Annotated in this window: 19 protein-coding genes; 11 read left to right on the top strand and 8 right to left on the bottom strand. The window is 63.7% G+C overall.

What is annotated here, in order from left to right:
- Positions 1 to 352: 352 nt before the first annotated feature.
- Both ACM42_RS14045 and ACM42_RS14040 read left to right on the top strand, forming a co-directional pair.
- Positions 353 to 667: a hypothetical protein gene (locus tag ACM42_RS14045; protein WP_271528470.1), complete on the top strand. Its 315-nt coding sequence runs from the start codon at positions 353 to 355 to the stop codon at positions 665 to 667.
- A 176-nt stretch (positions 668 to 843) separates the two neighbouring features.
- The gene (locus tag ACM42_RS14040; protein ID WP_271528469.1) at positions 844 to 1,071 is read left to right on the top strand and encodes a hypothetical protein; all 228 of its coding nucleotides are present in this window, start codon (positions 844 to 846) and stop codon (positions 1,069 to 1,071) included.
- Between the two features lie 34 nt (positions 1,072 to 1,105).
- Here ACM42_RS14040 and ACM42_RS14035 read toward each other — a convergent pair whose 3' ends face one another.
- From ACM42_RS14035 to ACM42_RS14020, 4 genes are all read right to left on the bottom strand, one after another.
- On the bottom strand, positions 1,106 to 2,020 hold the full coding sequence (locus ACM42_RS14035) for a DUF2971 domain-containing protein (protein ID WP_271528468.1): 915 nt from the start codon (positions 2,018 to 2,020) through the stop codon (positions 1,106 to 1,108).
- Between the two features lie 25 nt (positions 2,021 to 2,045).
- On the bottom strand, positions 2,046 to 3,824 hold the full coding sequence (locus tag ACM42_RS14030; protein ID WP_271528467.1) for a site-specific integrase: 1,779 nt from the start codon (positions 3,822 to 3,824) through the stop codon (positions 2,046 to 2,048).
- A 184-nt stretch (positions 3,825 to 4,008) separates the two neighbouring features.
- On the bottom strand, positions 4,009 to 4,170 hold the full coding sequence (locus tag ACM42_RS14025) for an RNA-binding protein (protein ID WP_271528466.1): 162 nt from the start codon (positions 4,168 to 4,170) through the stop codon (positions 4,009 to 4,011).
- Positions 4,171 to 4,307: 137 nt separating this feature from the next.
- Complete coding sequence (locus tag ACM42_RS14020; protein ID WP_271528465.1) at positions 4,308 to 4,745, bottom strand: hypothetical protein; 438 nt, start codon at positions 4,743 to 4,745, stop codon at positions 4,308 to 4,310.
- On the opposite strand from ACM42_RS14020, the gene ACM42_RS14015 reads away from it, so the two are divergent.
- Positions 4,738 to 4,935 carry a hypothetical protein gene (locus ACM42_RS14015; protein WP_271528464.1) on the top strand — a complete coding sequence of 66 codons (198 nt, stop codon included), beginning with the start codon at positions 4,738 to 4,740 and terminating at the stop codon, positions 4,933 to 4,935. The genes ACM42_RS14020 and ACM42_RS14015 overlap by 8 nt on opposite strands.
- A 533-nt stretch (positions 4,936 to 5,468) precedes the next feature.
- On the top strand, positions 5,469 to 5,663 hold the full coding sequence (locus ACM42_RS14010; RefSeq protein ID WP_271528463.1) for a hypothetical protein: 195 nt from the start codon (positions 5,469 to 5,471) through the stop codon (positions 5,661 to 5,663).
- A 59-nt stretch (positions 5,664 to 5,722) separates the two neighbouring features.
- Here the strand turns inward: ACM42_RS14010 and ACM42_RS14005 are convergent, their stop codons facing one another.
- Together ACM42_RS14005 and ACM42_RS14000 are read right to left on the bottom strand one after the other, a co-directional pair.
- A complete protein-coding gene (locus ACM42_RS14005) occupies positions 5,723 to 6,148 on the bottom strand; it encodes a translational machinery protein (protein ID WP_271528462.1) in 426 nt (141 codons plus the stop codon).
- A gap of 165 nt (positions 6,149 to 6,313) precedes the next feature.
- A complete protein-coding gene (locus ACM42_RS14000; RefSeq protein ID WP_271528461.1) occupies positions 6,314 to 7,480 on the bottom strand; it encodes an OpgC domain-containing protein in 1,167 nt (388 codons plus the stop codon).
- A 248-nt stretch (positions 7,481 to 7,728) separates the two neighbouring features.
- Between ACM42_RS14000 and ACM42_RS13995 the strand changes: the two genes are divergently transcribed.
- From ACM42_RS13995 to ACM42_RS13985, 3 genes are all read left to right on the top strand, one after another.
- Positions 7,729 to 8,034 (top strand): ETC complex I subunit, encoded by a 306-nt coding sequence (locus tag ACM42_RS13995; protein WP_014495449.1) that lies wholly within the window; start codon positions 7,729 to 7,731, stop codon positions 8,032 to 8,034.
- 209 nt (positions 8,035 to 8,243) lie between these two features.
- Positions 8,244 to 8,738, top strand: a complete 495-nt coding sequence (locus ACM42_RS13990) for an Lrp/AsnC family transcriptional regulator (protein WP_271528460.1) — start codon at positions 8,244 to 8,246, stop codon at positions 8,736 to 8,738.
- Positions 8,739 to 8,952: 214 nt separating this feature from the next.
- Entirely contained in the window at positions 8,953 to 9,249 is a 297-nt protein-coding gene (locus tag ACM42_RS13985) for a DUF3551 domain-containing protein (protein ID WP_028176449.1), read from the top strand.
- Between the two features lie 94 nt (positions 9,250 to 9,343).
- Here ACM42_RS13985 and ACM42_RS13980 read toward each other — a convergent pair whose 3' ends face one another.
- Positions 9,344 to 10,372 (bottom strand): AraC family transcriptional regulator, encoded by a 1,029-nt coding sequence (locus tag ACM42_RS13980; protein ID WP_271528459.1) that lies wholly within the window; start codon positions 10,370 to 10,372, stop codon positions 9,344 to 9,346.
- 112 nt (positions 10,373 to 10,484) lie between these two features.
- Between ACM42_RS13980 and ACM42_RS13975 the strand changes: the two genes are divergently transcribed.
- From ACM42_RS13975 to ACM42_RS13960, 4 genes are all read left to right on the top strand, one after another.
- Positions 10,485 to 11,657: an isovaleryl-CoA dehydrogenase gene (locus tag ACM42_RS13975; RefSeq protein WP_333921686.1), complete on the top strand. Its 1,173-nt coding sequence runs from the start codon at positions 10,485 to 10,487 to the stop codon at positions 11,655 to 11,657.
- A gap of 84 nt (positions 11,658 to 11,741) precedes the next feature.
- Positions 11,742 to 13,346 carry a carboxyl transferase domain-containing protein gene (locus ACM42_RS13970; RefSeq protein WP_271528458.1) on the top strand — a complete coding sequence of 535 codons (1,605 nt, stop codon included), beginning with the start codon at positions 11,742 to 11,744 and terminating at the stop codon, positions 13,344 to 13,346.
- A 4-nt stretch (positions 13,347 to 13,350) separates the two neighbouring features.
- Positions 13,351 to 15,354, top strand: a complete 2,004-nt coding sequence (locus ACM42_RS13965) for an acetyl/propionyl/methylcrotonyl-CoA carboxylase subunit alpha (RefSeq protein WP_271528457.1) — start codon at positions 13,351 to 13,353, stop codon at positions 15,352 to 15,354.
- 1 nt (position 15,355) lies between these two features.
- Positions 15,356 to 16,267, top strand: a complete 912-nt coding sequence (locus ACM42_RS13960; protein ID WP_271528456.1) for a hydroxymethylglutaryl-CoA lyase — start codon at positions 15,356 to 15,358, stop codon at positions 16,265 to 16,267.
- 6 nt (positions 16,268 to 16,273) lie between these two features.
- Here the strand turns inward: ACM42_RS13960 and ACM42_RS13955 are convergent, their stop codons facing one another.
- A complete protein-coding gene (locus ACM42_RS13955) occupies positions 16,274 to 17,200 on the bottom strand; it encodes a dihydrodipicolinate synthase family protein (protein WP_271528455.1) in 927 nt (308 codons plus the stop codon).
- Positions 17,201 to 17,265 lie beyond the last annotated feature (65 nt).

Raw genomic sequence — 17,265 nt, 5'->3', positions numbered from 1 at the left:
ACAGGATCGCCCCGGTCATGATTTCTTGAGCTTTCAATTACATAGGGCCGAAAATCGCCCGGGTCATGTAACGCTAGGCCTCAGATCGCCCCGGTCAAGTAACGCTCGAAAGCGCCCCGGTCAGTAACGCTGCGTTACAGGATCGCCCCGGTCACCCTGGGAAATTTACGGGTGATCGCTCCGGTGTCAGCGATGGCTTACATCAAGAATATTTTCAGCGGCCAAGCTCCGGATATCGTTCGCGGTCGATATCAGCACCAACTTACATTTTCGTCTTTGTCGAAATCAGCCGCTTGCTGCCGGACCGCAAATCGATTCACTTCGGTTCCGTTGCATCATCAATGGGGCTAAAATGACTGAAAGCTATTTGCCGAATTCACTCTACGCGATCGTTGTTGAGCGGGTGACCAAGGTTGCCGGGCTGGGCGACGTTGAGTTGATCAAGGTCGCCATGGGGCCGTGGCTCCATGATCGTCCCGGATTGGCTGAGCGGCTGGCGCATCTTGAGCCATGCCCGTGCAGCGGACGGATGACGGCCGATCAGGTCAAGCACTGCCTGGGCGTGGATGGCGACTATTGGCCGAAGGAAATCTATGGCGCGGCGCTGTTGGCGGCTGTCGAGAGTGACGCCATGGCATGCCATGGCGGATTCAAACAGCCGTTCTAGGATTTTTGACTGGCCCCGGCGTCTTTCCTACGTTCGGTCGCTATATTCGAATTGCGTCACGCCGCAGCGCGCCGCGCCGCAAGGCCACACTCCGCAGCACGACGCAACGCAACGAACCCCTCCTGGTCGCCTCTTGCCCAGGAGGGGTTTATTTTCAGGAGGCAAGGGAGATAACGGTGACAGACGATTACCCCGGCGTAACAGAGTTTGGAGTTCTCGACCCGAACAAGGTTTCGGTTGACGTGATCAAGGAAGTTACAACTGAGGCAACACACCTCCGAGTGATTGGCGCAAAGATGCTGGTCACTGTGGGACACCATCCGAAACTCGGCTCAGTGCTGATCTTGGATCAGGACGACGGAAGCGGCGGATTTGTCTATGCGGATAAAGTAGGTTTCGCTTGAAGGAAGGGGCGTGGATCACACCGCGCCCTTTCCCCTATCTGAGCGGCGCCGCCGACTCGATTAACTGGTCCAGCCGCACGCCATAGCGTGTAGAAACAGCCCACATTGCATCGAGCCTCTCTCTTGGGTCGGGTCCCGGCCCAATGACGCAGCTCCGAAGGCATATATCGCGCTGTTCAATGAAAGTGTTGCGATGCTTTGATGTGCCGTTGTCCAATTTGAGTTTCACGATTGGGACGATTTGGTCGTCCCGCACCACGAAATCGGTACGATCCTGCAACAGCGATAGGGGATGGGAGTGAAGCCGCCATTCCCGCTCCTCCGAAAACGATGGGTGTTTTATGACCGCGGACTTCTCAGAAATGCTCTTCATTGCGGGAGCGAACACCTCATCAATCTGCTCGCGATGTTCGTCGTGATCCAGGTCCGGGTTATATTTGCTGATCAGGTCTAGGACGATCGGGCGAAGCATGTCCCGCTGCTCGGCAAACTGGTACTTAACCGGCTGAAGCAAAAAATGTTGTTGCGCCGCGACCGTCTGAAGGCTTTTGAGCGAGAAACCGAGAGCATAACCAAATTTGCCGGTATAGCCGCGCCATTGGCTTAGCAAATCTTCCGCCTCCGAAAAACAGGCCGCATAAACCATCCGGTGTTGGTAGCGGGCAAGCTGCTCCGTAAATTCATTCATGAAACTGCTTCGGAGGCTATCAGTGCTTTTTTGCAATTCGCTATAGGCAATGCTCCGGGCGAGACTGTGGGCATATTTTCCCTCAACTCGATCGTTCATATGGCTGGCAAGCGTGCACCACATCTCGCCGCTCTGCATGATACCGAGTGCGCCAGCCGCTCTGGTGTAGTGGAAGATAATGGGTTCACCAGCATTGGCGGTAGAGCTTGAGAGAAACTGATTGTTGTCGCCATAAGGCAAATTGATAACCGTTTTGGCCACGGGCCCCCCGACTGACGTGATTCGCCTAAACCATCAGACTATATCTGATGGCCTCAATCATCTTCACGCGGTCCCGCAGCGGCCCTTCCGGCATAATGCCGTATCTGCCCGTCGTCGTCGCCTTCGCGTGCCCTAGCAACACCCCATGTTGTTCGTCGAGGTAGCCAGCGGCCCGGAAGGCGTCGGCGACGCCATGCCGGAAGCTGTGGAAGTTGTGCCGCTTGTCGGTCTTGACGCCAATTCGCTTGAAGTAGCCAGCGAAGAACCGGGAGGGCGTCCGGGAGAAAAAGCCCCGGGTGTCCGGCTTCAATTCGGGGAATAGCTGGGCCTCGCGGCGTGCGGCCATGGCCGCGTGGTAGTCGAGGAAGCCCATCTTGATCAGCTCGCTATGCACGGGCACCACGCGCTGACTGCCGTCCGTCTTGGTCGATTTGAGGCGGGAGCCCTCGCGCGTGACATGGAAAATCCACACGCCATGAAGCTGGCGAACGTCGGCCGTCATCAACTGCGCCAGCTCGCCCAGCCGGGCGCCGCTATAGATCGCGATCAGTGGCAACCAATAGCGCCAATCCCGGATCTCAACATCACCGGGCTTATGTTCCTGGTCGTCGCCAGCGCAGCGCGTGAGCAGCGGCGATTTGAAGATGGTCCGCAACTGATCGTCCGAATAGGGGAACACCTTCTGCTTTTTCTTGTCGATCGCGAGAAACATGCCTCGGATCACGTCCTGCTCGATGTATTCATTGTTGAGCAGCCATTCGCAAAAGCCTGCGATGGCGGACAGGTAGCGGTTGGTGGTGTTCTCGCTGATCGTCGGCTTGCCGATCGTCTTGTTTGCCTCGATGATCTTGCGGAAGGTCATCCCCTCGAATTCTTTGATCTTGAGGGCCTTCACGGGCCAGGAGGCCAGGGCGTGCTTCCAGTCGCGAACCGCCTTCCGGGTAATCGCTGAGACGTGCGAGGTCTCGCCAATGAACTCAAAGAACAACCCGACGATCACGCGGTTTTGCGTCCAGGTGTCGAGACTGACCGAGGCCTTCTTCTCGCTCTCGAATCGATCATAGAGTTCCCAGAGGCCTTCACCGGGCGCGGCTTTCTTGCGGCCCGCCGTAGGGTCTGCGGGCGCTACAGCCGAATCAGTGGGGGTGCCTGACCAGTTCCCCCGGTCGCGCTCCTCAGAGCGTTCCAGCGCCTGTATCTCGGCGCGCTGTAGCTTCTGGCAGAGATCGCGGTAGGCAGGGGAGCCCTTTTCAATGAGAAGCCGTTCCTGCTCAATCACAGCGTCCGCCGCCCATTCGATCGCGCCCGTCTCGCCAGTGGCGAGATGTTTGCGAACCTGGGCCAGCTTGATGGCCCGGCGCTTCTGCGCATAGGCGGGCGCATCCTTCATCACCATGATGTCTAGGGCGGCGCCAAGCTGAACGCCGGGGTCATCGGACCACGGAACAGCGCCGGACTGAATATCGGCGAGGATACGATCTTTGGCGGTTGCGATCTGGGCGGACGTTGGCATTCGCGCGCGCTCTTGCCGGTCATATTCTAGGACCGCTTCATAGTGCCGCCAGACGGCCGCCTGTAGGTCGCCGGGCGTCGGCTCTTGCCGCTGGGCCAGCTCTTCGAATTGCGCCCTGTACTTCGCCAGAATGGGCAGCGCGGCGATGCGCGCCGCCTTCGGCTCCCGAACCCCGGTGCTCTTCCAAATCTCTTTCTTGCCGATGACGGGCTGAAGCTTTTTGGGCACCGCGAGCCGGACGTAATAGACGGCCGAGCCGCCCCGCCGTTGGATGTTTGATGCCAGTCCCATCAGCCCCTCGTAATACGGAGTCGTAACAGTTGATGGGGCTATCCTTAGCTAATAAGCCTTTGTGATTCAATCGTTTATTGATTTTGCTGGGCTTTTGGTAGGGGCAGAACCAATCCAGCTGCCCCGACCAGTCCCGAGAAGGCTCGCAGGGCATGGGATCGCAGACCTGCGACCGCAACTCCGCTCAGAACAGCAGCCAGTCAACAAGCCGCCAGGCGCCCCAGGCGAGGGCGCAGATCCAGCCCAGCATTGCAATCCCGGCCACGGCAAGTCCGCAGAGCGGCAACAGCGAGCTTCCGGTCTCCGGGACGTCGGGTAGTTTCTCGGTCGTATCGATCTGGCTCACTGCTCCCCCTTGCCATGCGGCCTGCTCATCATTGGTCTCGGCTCGCTCGCAGAAATTCACCGGCCGCGCGCCTGCTCACACGGACGTGAGACGAGACCACTGTCCGTCCATGGCGGGCGCGCGCTGATCGTCGACATTCACGGACGCCTCAAGATCGGTGGGAAAAACCTGCAACGCACGGTGCTGCGTTTGGTTGCTCCGGCCGGGCCCGTAAAATGCCTGCCGGGCTGAATTTTTCGCAGGGCCGCGCCTGCTTTGCGGGCTGTATGCGTTGAAGGGAGGATCGGGGGCGCGCAACCGGCGCTTTGCCCGATGTCTCCTTCGAGCGAGGTCTGCATGTCGATCAGCGCGATTGCATCTACCACCGCGGCCGTGACGACGTCCGCACCGACCGCGACGGCGTCGTCGTCTGCGGCATCCTCAACGTCTGCGGCATCCTCAACCTCGGCGGCCTCGTCGACGGCCGCCGCCTCATCGACCTCGTCGGAATCGTCCTCGCAATCGGCGGGTGGAAGCTCGGGATCGGGCGGCGGCGGCTCGGCCAAGACCATCGTCAGCGAGGTCTCCATGACCATCGACGGCGTCACCACCACTACCATTACCTATTCCGACGGCACCACGGAGGTCGAGACCTCCGTGAGCACGCAAGCCAGTCAGGGCAGTCCGTCCGGGCAGACCTACAACGCGCAAGGCGCGCTCGGGACCAATGCCCAGAACGCGTCCGGCAGCGCGTCGAACGCCAGCGCCACGTCCCAGTCGGCTTGATCGCCGAGGCAGGGGCAGGCGGCGCATTGCGTCGTGAGCCGTTTGCGAGAGGTCTGTCCGAGCCCTTCGAAGCCCTGGCGTTCATAGCCTGCGCCACACGACTTCTGCGCGATTTTTCAAGCCGTTGGTGAGGGGCCGCGCCGCGCAGAATTGCCAAAGATTCATCGAACCTTTGGCTGTTGTCACAGACATACGTGTGTTGGGGATTTCAGCGCCCAATGCCTAACGGACGCCGCCAAGCGATGATATTCCGCTTGCGCGGCGTTGCGCTTTTCCCCCCGCACGCCGATGATTTCCAAGCTCCGATTGTTTTCAAAGTTCGACGTCCGCTGGAAAGTCACCCGATCGCCGCTCCATCCCAAGAAGTAAGGTTGATCGGTTAGGTTAAAGGCGAGCGTTTGTTGCGGCCGTCCGGGTGGCTGTTATCAGGTCGGTCCCGGCTCGCGATGGGCGGCCTTCAATCCGTGCGACCACCAGATCACGGTTCGTCGCGGCGCCCATCGGTTGAGTTCTGCGCCAGCGAGTTCCGCCACATGTCTCTTGATCGCAACCTCAAGACCATTGGTCCGCAGTCCAGCTGGACCGATATCTGGCACCTCTGGACAGTGATCGTGCCGCGCCGCTCCATCAATAGGCAGTTCGTGGTCGGCAAGGTCTGGCGCCGCCGCGACGGCCGCGACTGGATCTACAAGAAATTCACCGAGTTCGACGGCGAAGAGGCGGCCTGAAGCGCGGTGAGATCGGGATGAGACATCATCGCGCCCCGGGCCGTTGAGGCCGTGCAGTCCTAACCCGAGTGCCGCTCGCCTATTGCTGATCCCGGCGTCTGCACGCGCGGCAGCGGCATCTTGAAGTGACGCTTCGCGTAGGCAACGATCTCGGCGTCCGAGGGATGATCGGCCGCTTCCACCGCGACAATCCGCTTGGCCAGATCGGGTGCGCTCGCGTGAATGTGGCCGGCAAGCTCCGTCTTCGCGCTCGCCGGACCGATGATGAGGATCTCGCCGGCATCGGCGATGGCTTTGGTCACCTCAGTGTAGAATGCCTTGTCGGGGGCAGCATGGCCGCTGCCGATCTCATTCGCCTTGTGATGAAGATGTCGTGTCGGCAGTTGCGGATGCAGCGTGACTTCGTCCGAGCCACTCAGGCCGAGATGGAAGATCCTGGCCTGCGAATGGTCGATCCATACCACGGCGTGGAAGTGAGAGGGCATGTGTCTGGGCCTTGTGCTAGAGGAGGTTGCCGACGGCAGAGCGGGGGCGCAGGTCGTGGCAACACTATGCGTGCCGCCGCCGCCGTCTCTGTTGACTCATGTCAATGCGATCCCGGCTCAGAAAGCGTGGCAACCGGACGTCGCGCTCCGAAGGGCCTCTCCGGCTCAGGCCGCGGCTGCCGCCGGCTTGGGCGGTGGCGGCTTCAGCGGCTTGTCCTGCTTCTTCGACCACGAGATGTAATAGGCCACCGTCGTCATGATCGCGATGCCGGCGACGCTGACGAAGATCTGCGCGAGCAGCGACCCCGAGCTCATCGACAGCTCGAAATGGCCGACGAACGACAGGAACACACCGACGCAGAACACGGCGAGCGACTGCTGGCCGCAGACGATCAAGGGATCGAACACCCTCCACTCCAGCCCCGGCCACTCCTTCGGCACGAAGCGGATCACCAGGATCACGATCACCACGAAATGGAGGAAGCGATACGGCGCAAGGTTGGTCTTGTCATTCGGGTTGAAGGCCGAGAACAGCCATTCCGGGAACATGCCACCGAAGGTGGGGAAGCGGCCGGCCATGGTCATGACCAGCGCGAACAGGAGATAGCCGAGGCAGACCCAGAGCGTGATCGGCGAATTGATCAGCGCCATCGAACGGCGTGCACCGCCCAGCGCGCACCAGGCGCCGAACACGAACAGCACCTGCCAGCAATAGGGGTTGAAGTACCACTGACCGGCCGGATAGGCCGTCAGGTTGAGGCCGTAATGGCGCGCGGCCAGCCACAGCACGATCGACAGGACCATCGTCAGGTCGGGCTTGCGCAGCATGAACCAAAGCACCGGCGGAAACAGGCCCATCAGCACGATGTACAGGGGCAGCACGTCGAGATTGAGCGGCTTGAAGCGCAGGAACAAGCCCTGGCGCAACGTCTCGGTGGCGTTGTCGACGAGGCCGGCAACGTTGAACTCGTTGATCATCTCGGAATCGCCGAAGCGCAGCGCCAGATAGCTGATCGAGGCGATGTAGATCACGAACAGGATGATGTGGGCGACATACAGCTGCCAGACCCGCTTGGTCAGCCGCGTGGCGCCCACGATGAAGCCGCGCTCCAGCATCATCCGCGCATAGACGAAGGAGGCGGTATAGCCGGAGATGAAGACGAACAGGTCGGCCGCGTCGGAAAAGCCGTAATTGCGGGTCGTGATCCAGTTCACGACGTTGTCGGGGATATGGTCGAGAAAGATCGCCCAGTTCGCGACGCCGCGAAACAGGTCGAGCCGGAGATCGCGGCCCTTGTCGGGAAGCGTTGCACTGATGTTCAGGAAGGCCATGCGACGGGAGCTCTCGAAGAGATCGGATAGGCTGATGAGGCAGTGCCGCCGGGCGGGATCCCGGCGCCGAGGGCAGGTACGGAATTGTCACGGTGCAGCATAATGACTATACCGTTGGCGAGGGGGCCGGGGGCCGGAATCACCGATCAAGTCCCGATCGGTTTCTCTATACTATCCCTGAGGTTTCCACCAACTGCCACCGTGACGCATCGAAATCGAACGAAAAGACGAAGAGGCCCGGACCAGCCATGACCGCACGCATTTTCAAGCCTGCCAAGAACGCGATGCAATCCGGCCGGTCCAAGACGAAGGAATGGCAGCTCGATTACGAGCCGGAGCAGCCGCGCTCGGTCGAGCCGCTGATGGGCTGGACGTCGTCCGGCGACATGAAGCAGCAGATCACGCTGCGCTTCCACAGCAAGGAAGAGGCGGTCGCCTATTGCGAGCGCAAGGGCATCGCCTACCAGGTCATCGAGCCGCAGGATTCAATCCGCCGCCCGGTCGCCTATGCGGATAATTTCTCGTTCCGCCGCGGAGAGCCCTGGACGCATTGAGGGGCGGGCGGCATCTGCTTCGCGGGCCCGCGTGAGGGAACGCCGATGGCCGGGACAGCCCGGCCATGGCGGCCGAGAGAGGTATCCGCCCGTACGCTCTAACGTCGCATCCAGTGCCGGGCCCCGGGGCCCGCCCTTGGCATCAATTCCGCCACGTGCTTCGTTGCCTCGCATGACGAGCTCATGTCGAGCTCATGGCGAGGCGGGGTATGGCGGGGCGTGACCAGCTCGACGGCGTCGATCTGAAGATATTGTCCGAGCTGCAGCAGGACGGGCGGGTGCGCAACAACGAGCTGGCACTGCGCGTCGGCGTGTCTGCGCCGAACTGCCTGCGGCGGCTGAAGTCGCTGTTCAGCCGTGGCGTGATCCGGGCGGTGCGCGCCGTCATCGACGAGCGGCGGCTCGGCTTTGAGGTGGTGTCGTTCGTCTCGATCCAGCTCGGCAGCCAGGCCCAGCCGGTGCTGGAGGCGTTCGAGAGCTCGATATCAGCGATCCCGCGCATCCAGCAGTGCTGGCGGATATCGGGCGACACCGACTATCTGCTGAAATGCGTGGCGCCGAGCGTCGAGAGCATGCGCCAGCAGCTCCTGCATTTCGCGGCGATGCCTGATGTGAAGAACGTCCGCAGCTTCCCCGTGCTGGGCGTCGCCAAGGATGTGCCGCTGCCGTTGCAGGAGGTCGCCGCGGCGGCCCCGGCAGGATAGATCGGAAATGCTCCCGCCAAATCAGAATTTCACGTAATCCGAATTTTAATGCATGAGTCACTCACCTAACTGTGACATGTGATTTGGGAAGCCCTGCAATGCGCTGAACCGTGATTGCCGGTTCCCCTGCGCCGCCTAAATGCGAGGTGCGAACCTCAGCGTGTTGGCATGCCGAGGCCTCTCTTTGTGAGACCCTGAAGCAGGAAAAGACACCATGACATCGAATTCGAAGACGTTCGTCGCATCCGCTGCGACGCTGTTTGCATCCGCGTTTCTCATGATGACCGCACCGGCTGCCAAGGCCGATGACTTCTGCATCACCAACGGCGCGCAGGCCGCTCACGGCTGCGGCTACCCGACGATGGAAGCCTGCCGCGCCGCGGCCGGCGGCATCGGCGGCACCTGCTCGCAGAGCGGCGGTGCGAAGGCCTCGAACGACGCGTTCGCCCAGCAGCCGAAACAGACCCACTCGCGCAAGCTCCGGCCGGGCGGCCAGACCAACTCGAACTAGCGCCGCCAGTCGAGACCGGTTCAGAGATGTTGCGGCCTCCGAGATCCAACTCGGGGGCCGCAATTCATGACGACCACGCAGCGCACGCGCTCGCTCACCGGTACCGGCCGCGAAACTCGCGCGGGGAGGTCCCGGTCCAGCTGCGGAAGGCGCGCGAAAAGCTCTTTTCGTTGCGGAAGCCGGCGATCTCCGCGATGCGCTTGATCGGCGTGCGGCCGCGCATCAGCTCCTGCTTGGCGAGCTCGAACTTTGCCTCTTCCTTGAGATCGCGCAGCGAGGTTGCCTCCTCGCGCAGGCGCCGGTGCATGGTGCGGGTGGACAGCGCCAGTTCGCGCGCGACGTCCTCGGCGCCGAGAATGCGTCCGCGCGCATTACGGAGCACGCGGCGCACGCGCTCGACCAGCAGCCGGTCGCGCCGGTAGGGCAGCACGGTCAGCCGCAACGCGCCCTTGAGCATGTTGTCGAGATCGGCCGCGCTGCGCGTGAGCGGCAGCGACAGATAGTGCTTGTCGAAGACGATGCTGGCGCGGTCCGCATCGAAGCGGACGGCCCGGCAGAAGATGGTCGGATAGACCGAGACGTGGCCGGGCTGCGAGTAGGGGAATTCAGCCGCGCGGAGCGCGATCTGGGAATCGACGGCCCAGCACGAGAAGCCGAGCACGTAGCGGAACAGCGTGACCAGGCAGAACTCGCGACAGGGCCCGAGGTCGCCTCGCTCACGGATCGACACGACCGCGGTCTCGTCGCCGAGCTCGAGATCGAGCAGCACATCCTCGGTGACCAGGCGGTGATGCCGGCACCAACGCTTGAGTGCGACCTCCAGCGTCGGCGCGGTGATCGAGGCGCGGCACAGCATGCCATAGGTGCCCCAAGGCAGTCGCCGCGAGAACCAGCCGAGCGCCTCGTCGTCGAGCTCACGCATGGCATGGCCGGCCAGCGCCTCGAATTGGGCGGCGGTGACCCGTCCATCGGGAGAATTGACAAGATCCGGCGCGACCTGGCCCCGGTTCAATGCCTCCGCGGGATCGCGGCCGTATCGCTCATAGGCGGCGACCACGCCGCGGACGAAGGCGGCGGGGGTGACGGCGCGGCGCGGGATCGAGGTGGCGGCTTGAAAAGGCATCGGAAATCCCTCCTGAAAATCCTCGCCAAGTTTGGCGGAAAATGCAACCTTTTCGACTGCAAGAGGGCCGGGACCGGGCTAGGTTCGGTCCCCAAAATACGGAGGAATCGCCTTGAACATCCCGAGCATCGACTTCGATCTGGGCGAAGACATCGGCATGCTGCGCGACACGCTCCGCGCTTTCGTGGAGGCGGAGGTCGCCCCGCGCGCCGCCGAGATCGAGAAGGCCAATCTGTTCCCGGCAGATCTGTGGAAACGCTTTGGCGATCTCGGCCTGCTCGGCATGACCGCGCCGGAGCAATATGGCGGGTCCAACATGGGCTATCTCGCCCATGTCGTCGCCATGGAGGAGATTTCGCGCGGCTCGGCTGCGGTCGGGCTGTCCTACGGCGCCCATTCCAACCTCTGCGTCAACCAGATCCGCCGCAACGGCAACGACGCCCAGCGGCAGCGCTATCTGCCGAAGCTGATCTCTGGCGACTATGTCGGCGCGCTGGCGATGTCCGAGCCGGGCGCTGGGTCCGACGTCGTCTCGATGAAGCTGCGCGCCGAAAAGCGCGGCGACCGCTACGTGCTCAACGGCTCCAAGATGTGGATCACCAATGGCGGCGATGCCGACGTGCTGGTCGTCTACGCCAAGACCGATCCGGACGCCGGCCCGCGCGGCATGACCGCCTTCCTGGTCGAGAAGGGTTTCAAGGGCTTCACCCACGGCCAGCATCTCGACAAGCTCGGCATGCGCGGCTCCAACACCTATCCGCTGTTCTTCGACGAATGCGAGGTCCCCGAGGAGAACGTGCTCGGCAAGGTGGGCGAGGGCGTCAGGGTGCTGATGTCCGGCCTGGATTACGAGCGCGCGGTGCTCTCCGGCGGCCCGCTCGGGATCATGGCGGCCTGCATGGACGCGGTGGTGCCCTACATGCACGAGCGCAAGCAGTTCGGCCAGCCGATCGGCGATTTCCAGCTCATGCAGGGCAAGCTCGCCGACATGTACTCGACCTGGCAGGCCACGCGTGCCTATGTCTACGCCGTGGGCCGCGCCTGCGACCGCGCCGACCACGCGCGCAGCTTGCGCAAGGATGCCGCGGCTGCGATTCTCTATTCCGCGGAGAAGGCGACATGGATGGCGGGCGAGGCGATCCAGGCGCTCGGCGGCGTCGGCTATACCAGCGAATTCCCGGTCGGGCGCCTCTGGCGCGACGCCAAGCTGTACGAGATCGGCGCCGGCACCTCGGAGGTTCGCCGCATGCTGATCGGTCGCGAGCTGATGGCCGAGACGGCTTAGATCCTGCACGCAATTGGAATTGCCGCGAGACTGGTCCAACCTGCTCGCGGCCTCTCGTCAGATCACCAGATACGCGGGACTTTCATGCCGCTCCATTCCAGCATCGATCCGTCTTCATCCGACTTTGCGCGCAACTCCGAGGCCATGCGTGCGCTCGTCGCTGACTTGCGCGAAAAACTCAGCCAGGTCGCCGGCGGCGGCGGCGAGGTCTCGCGCAACCGCCACACAGCGCGCGGCAAGATGCTGGCGCGCCAGCGCGTCGATCTGCTGGTCGATCCCGGCACCTCGTTCCTGGAGCTGTCGCCGCTCGCGGCCTACGGCCTCTATGGCGGCGACGTGCACTCGGCGAGCGTCATCACGGGGGTCGGGCGCGTTTCGGGCCGGGAATGTGTGATCGTCGCCAACGATGCCACCATCAAGGGCGGCACCTATTACCCGATGACTGTGAAGAAGCATCTGCGGGCGCAGGACATCGCGCGGCAGAACAATCTTCCCTGCGTCTATATGGTCGATTCCGGCGGCGCCTTCTTGCCGTTGCAGGACGAGATCTTCCCGGACGAGCGGCATTTCGGCCGCATCTTCTACAACCAGGCGCAGATGTCCTCACAAGGTATCCCGCAGATTGCGATCGTGATGGGCTCCTGCACCGCCGGCGGCGCCTATGTGCCGGCGATGTCCGACGAGAGCATCATCGTGCGCAATCAGGGCACCATCTTCCTCGGCGGTCCACCGCTGGTGAAGGCCGCGACCGGCGAGGTGGTGAGCGCGGAGGAACTCGGCGGTGCCGACGTGCACTCGCGCCAGTCCGGGGTGACCGATCACTATGCCCAGAACGATGCCCATGCGATCGGCATCGCGCGGCGCATCGTCGGCACGCTGAAGCCGTCGGCACGGCCGAACCTGAACATGCATCCGCCACGCGAGCCGCTGTTTGCGGCGGAGGAGATCTACGGCGTGGTGCCCGTCGACGGCCGCAAGCCGTTCGACGTGCGCGACATCATCGCGCGCGTGGTGGATGGCTCCGAGTTCGACGAGTTCAAGAAACTCTACGGCACGACGCTGGTGTGCGGCTTCGCCCATATCTGGGGCTATCCGGTCGGCATCATCGCCAACAACGGCATCCTGTTCAGCGAGAGCTCGCTGAAGGGCGCGCATTTCATCGAGCTGTGCTGCCAGCGCGGCATTCCCCTGGTGTTCTTGCAGAACATCACGGGCTTCATGGTCGGCAAGAAATACGAGGCCGGCGGCATCGCGCGCGACGGCGCCAAGCTGGTGACGGCGGTCGCGACCGCCTCCGTGCCGAGGTTCACCGTCGTGATCGGCGGCTCCTACGGCGCCGGCAATTACGGCATGTGCGGCCGCGCCTACTCGCCGCGCTTCCTCTGGATGTGGCCGAACGCGCGCATCTCGGTGATGGGCGGCGAGCAGGCCTCGATGGTGCTGAGCCAGGTCCGCCGCGACAACATCGAAACCAAGGGTGACAGCTGGTCGAAGGAAGAGGAAGACAAATTCCGCGAGCCGATCCGCGCGCAATATGAGAGCCAGGGGCACCCGTATTACGCGACCGCGCGCCTTTGGGACGACGGCGTGATCGATCCGGCCGACACACGCCTCGTGCTCGGCCTTGGCCTCTCGGCGGCATCGAATGCGCCGATCGAACCGACGAAATTCGGCCTGTTCAGGATGTGATGCGATGGACCGTTCCAAGCTCTACCGGCGTTTTCGCACGCTCCTGATCGCCAACCGGGGTGAGATCGCCTGCCGCGTCATCCGCACCGCCCGCGCCATGGGCCTGCGCACGGTCGCGGTCTATTCCGAGGCCGACCGCGACGCGATGCATGTCGCGCTCGCGGACGAGGCCGTGCTGCTCGGGCCCGCCCGGGCCCGCGACAGCTATCTCAATGTCGAGCGGCTGATCGAGGCCGCCCGGAAGACGGGGGCAGAGGCCGTGCATCCCGGCTACGGCTTCCTGTCGGAGAACGCCGATTTCGCGCAGGCCTGCTTTGAAGCGGGCCTCGTTTTCGTCGGCCCGACCGCCGAGATGATGAATGCGATGGGCTCGAAATCCGGCTCCAAAGCGCTGATGGAGAAGGCCGGCGTGCCGCTGGTGCCCGGCTATCACGGCGAGGCCCAGGACGAGGCGACGCTGTCGAAGGCGGCGGACAAGATCGGCTTCCCCATCCTGGTGAAAGCTTCGGCCGGCGGCGGCGGCCGCGGCATGCGCATCGTGCGATCGGCCGCCGAGCTGGGACCTGCGATCGTCAGCGCCAAGCGCGAGGCTCTGGCGGCGTTCGGCGATGATCGCATGCTGATCGAGAAATATGTCGACAATCCTAGGCATATCGAGGTGCAGGTGATCGGCGACAGCCACGGCAATCTGCTCTCGCTGTTCGAGCGCGAATGCACGCTGCAGCGCCGGCACCAGAAGGTGATCGAGGAGGCGCCGTCGCCGACCCTCAATGCCGCGCAACGCGAGACGGTCTGCGCCGCCGCGCGAAAGGCGGCCGGAGCGGTGAATTATGTCGGCGCCGGCACGATCGAGTTCGTCTCCGACGGCAAGGACGTGTTCTTCATCGAGATGAACACGCGTCTCCAGGTCGAGCATCCCGTGACCGAGCTGATCACCGGCATCGACCTCGTCGAGTGGCAGCTGCGCGTTGCCTTCGGGGAGGCGCTTCCTTTGAAGCAGGACGAGATCCGGCTCAACGGCCATGCCGTCGAGGCGCGCGTCTATGCGGAGAATCCCACCAAAAACTTCATGCCGTCGGTCGGCAAGATCTCGACCTGGCGGTTGCCGGCGGAAGCCGGAGGCTTGCGCATCGATGCCGGCTATCGCGAGGGTGATGCGGTCTCGCCGTATTATGACGCCATGCTCGCCAAGATGATCGCTTGGGCGCCGACGCGGGACGTCGCGATCGAGCGACTCAATCGGGGGCTGGAAGAGTCCGACGTCCGCGGCATCGTGACGAACATCCCGTTCCTGTCGGCGCTGATGACGCATCCCAAGGTGCGCACGAATGCGATCGACACCGGCTTCATCGAGCGCGAGCTGGCGGTCCTGACACAGGCTGCGCCGGCACCCGGGGAGCTCGAGCTTTGCGCCGCGGTGGCTGCGCTCCTCAATGACGAGCAACAGGCTGCTCGTACGCAGGCGGGTTCGCCCTGGCAGACCTTCGGCTGGCAGCCGGTCGGCCGCCGCCAGCGCAACTTTGCCTTCCGCGTCGGGCACGGACCGGAGCAGAAGATCACGCTGAATTACGGGAGTGGCCCCGCGACGCTGGTGGTCGGCGAGCGCGAACTGGCGTTCACGACCACGGCGAAGGAAGGCGGCTTCGACTTGACGCTGGACGGCGTCAAATCGCAGGTTGCGGCCGTGATCGACGGCCACGAGCTTTACTTGCGCACGCGCAACGGTCGCTTCGACCTGCACTGGGTGGATCCGTTCGGCGGCGAGAGCGAGGAGCAGGCTGGCGAGGACAAGATCGCGGCGCCCCTGCCGGGCACGGTCGTCGCCGTGCTCGCCGAGGAGGGAGCGAAACTCGAGAAGGGCGCGCCGATCCTCACCCTTGAGGTGATGAAGATGGAGCAGACGCTGCGCGCGCCCTTTGCCGGCGTGCTGAAGTCGATCAAGTGCAAGGTCGGCGACATCGTCCAGGAGGGCGTCGAGCTCGCCGTGGTCGAGCCTTCGGAGGAGTGACATGAGCGACGAGGTCCGCATCATCGAAATGGGGCCGCGTGACGGTCTTCAGAACGAGAAAACGCCCGTCAGCGTCGAGGCCCGCATTGCCTTCGTCGAGGCGCTGGTTGCGGCCGGCCTCCGTACGGTCGAAGTCGGCGCCTTCGTCTCGCCCAGGGCGATCCCGCAGATGGCAAGCTCCGATGCCGTGCTGCGCGGCGTCAGCCACATCAAGGGCGCCGAATTCCACGTGCTGGTGCCGAACGAGAAGGGCTATGACGCCGCGCGTGCCGCGGGCGCCGAAGTGGTCTCGGTGTTTGCGGCCGCCTCGGAAGGGTTTTCGCGCGCCAACATCAACTGCACGGTCGCGGAGTCCATCGAGCGGTTCAAGCCGGTGCTGGCGCGCGCCAGGGCCGATGGCATTCCGGTGCGCGGCTATATTTCCTGCGTGCTCGGGTGCCCCTTCGACGGCGAGATCAAGCCGAAGGTGGTTGCCGATCTCGCCAGCACGCTGTTCGAGCTCGGCTGCTACGAAATCTCGCTCGGCGACACCATCGGGGTCGGCACGCCTGAGAAGGCCAAGGAGATGCTGCGTGCGGTTGCGGCCAACATTCCCGCAGCCAAGCTCGCGATGCATTTCCACGACACCTACGGCCAGGCGCTCGCCAATCTCTATGCCGGGATGGAGGAGGGCGTCCGCGTCATCGACGCCGCCGCCGGCGGCCTCGGCGGCTGCCCCTATGCGCCGGGCGCGACCGGCAACGTCGCGACCGAGGACGTCGTCTACATGCTCGAGGGCATGGGGATCAGGACCGGCGTCGACATGGACAAGCTGCTCGCGGCCACCAACGCGATGAGCGGCGTGCTCGGCAAGCCGCCCGTGAGCCGCGTGGCGTCCGCGCTGAACGCCAAGCGGAAGCGGGCTGCGACTTAAGCCGGCTTACGCCGCCTTCAGCCCGACATCCGGCAGGCGCGGCCGGTTCTTGAGCGCCTTGGCCATCATGGCCTCGACCTCGGCCTTTTCGTGCGGCAGCAGCGCCAGGCGGGGCGGGCGGGTCAGCGCGGTGCCGCGGCCCATGATGTGCTCGCACAGCTTGATGCACTGGACGAGATCCGGACGGGCATCGAGGTGCAGCAGCGGCATGAACCATTCGTAGAGCGGCATCGCCTCGGCGAAGCGTCCCGCCTTGGCGAGGCGGAACAGCGTCTCGCCCTCGCGTGGGAAGGCGTTCGACATGCCGGAGACCCAGCCCACGGCGCCCATGGCGACGCTCTCGACGATGACGTCGTCGAGGCCCGCGAACAGCACGAAGCGGTCACCGACCATGTTCCTGGTGTCGATGAAGCGCCGCGTGTCGCCCGAGGAATCCTTGAAGCAGACGACGGTCTCGACATCGGCGAGCGAGGCCAGGATGTCCGGGGTGACGTCGTTCTTGTAGATCGGAGGATTGTTGTAGAGCATGACCGGCAGGTCGGTGGCGCTGGCGACGGCGCGGAAATGCGCGGCGGTCTCGTGCGGCTTGGAGGAATAGACCAGCGCCGGCATCACCATCACGCCGTCGATGCCGATGCGCGCGGCTTCCTTGGCGGTCTCGACCGCAAAGGCCGTGGTGAATTCGGCGATGCCGCACAGCACGGGCACGCGGCCGGCCGCGACCGACTTCGCGGCTTCCATGATCGCGACCTTCTCCTTGCGCTCGAGCGAGGTGTTCTCGCCGACCGACCCGCAGACGATCAGGCCGGAAACGCCGTCGCGGATCAGCCCGTCCATGACCCTGGCGGTCGCGTCGATGTTGAGTGACAGGTCGTCGTTGAACTGGGTGGTGACGGCCGGGAAGACGCCTTCCCAGGAGATGCGTGGGCTCATTGTTTGGCTCCGATTGGAATTGAGCCGGCGGACCGTTCGATCCGCCGGGCATTGACGTGAGGGCG

The sequence above is a fragment of the Bradyrhizobium sp. CCBAU 25338 genome (genome assembly GCF_028128965.1).
Classification (GTDB): Bacteria; Pseudomonadota; Alphaproteobacteria; order Rhizobiales; family Xanthobacteraceae; genus Bradyrhizobium; species Bradyrhizobium liaoningense.
This window is presented reverse-complemented; position numbering and strand designations above follow the sequence as displayed.

Excerpts from the sequence above, each read along its gene's own strand:
- ACM42_RS14045 (WP_271528470.1), top strand. The coding sequence starts at position 353 with ATGACTGAAAGCTATTTGCCGAATTCACTCTACGCGATCGTTGTTGAG.
- ACM42_RS14030 (WP_271528467.1), bottom strand. The coding sequence starts at position 3,824 with ATGGGACTGGCATCAAACATCCAACGGCGGGGCGGCTCGGCCGTCTAT.
- ACM42_RS14015 (WP_271528464.1), top strand. The coding sequence starts at position 4,738 with ATGACCATCGACGGCGTCACCACCACTACCATTACCTATTCCGACGGC.
- ACM42_RS14020 (WP_271528465.1), bottom strand. The coding sequence starts at position 4,745 with ATGGTCATGGAGACCTCGCTGACGATGGTCTTGGCCGAGCCGCCGCCG.
- ACM42_RS14010 (WP_271528463.1), top strand. The coding sequence starts at position 5,469 with ATGTCTCTTGATCGCAACCTCAAGACCATTGGTCCGCAGTCCAGCTGG.
- ACM42_RS14005 (WP_271528462.1), bottom strand. The coding sequence starts at position 6,148 with ATGCCCTCTCACTTCCACGCCGTGGTATGGATCGACCATTCGCAGGCC.
- ACM42_RS14000 (WP_271528461.1), bottom strand. The coding sequence starts at position 7,480 with ATGGCCTTCCTGAACATCAGTGCAACGCTTCCCGACAAGGGCCGCGAT.
- ACM42_RS13995 (WP_014495449.1), top strand. The coding sequence starts at position 7,729 with ATGACCGCACGCATTTTCAAGCCTGCCAAGAACGCGATGCAATCCGGC.
- ACM42_RS13990 (WP_271528460.1), top strand. The coding sequence starts at position 8,244 with ATGGCGGGGCGTGACCAGCTCGACGGCGTCGATCTGAAGATATTGTCC.
- ACM42_RS13985 (WP_028176449.1), top strand. The coding sequence starts at position 8,953 with ATGACATCGAATTCGAAGACGTTCGTCGCATCCGCTGCGACGCTGTTT.
- ACM42_RS13980 (WP_271528459.1), bottom strand. The coding sequence starts at position 10,372 with ATGCCTTTTCAAGCCGCCACCTCGATCCCGCGCCGCGCCGTCACCCCC.
- ACM42_RS13970 (WP_271528458.1), top strand. The coding sequence starts at position 11,742 with ATGCCGCTCCATTCCAGCATCGATCCGTCTTCATCCGACTTTGCGCGC.
- ACM42_RS13965 (WP_271528457.1), top strand. The coding sequence starts at position 13,351 with ATGGACCGTTCCAAGCTCTACCGGCGTTTTCGCACGCTCCTGATCGCC.
- ACM42_RS13960 (WP_271528456.1), top strand. The coding sequence starts at position 15,356 with ATGAGCGACGAGGTCCGCATCATCGAAATGGGGCCGCGTGACGGTCTT.
- ACM42_RS13955 (WP_271528455.1), bottom strand. The coding sequence starts at position 17,200 with ATGAGCCCACGCATCTCCTGGGAAGGCGTCTTCCCGGCCGTCACCACC.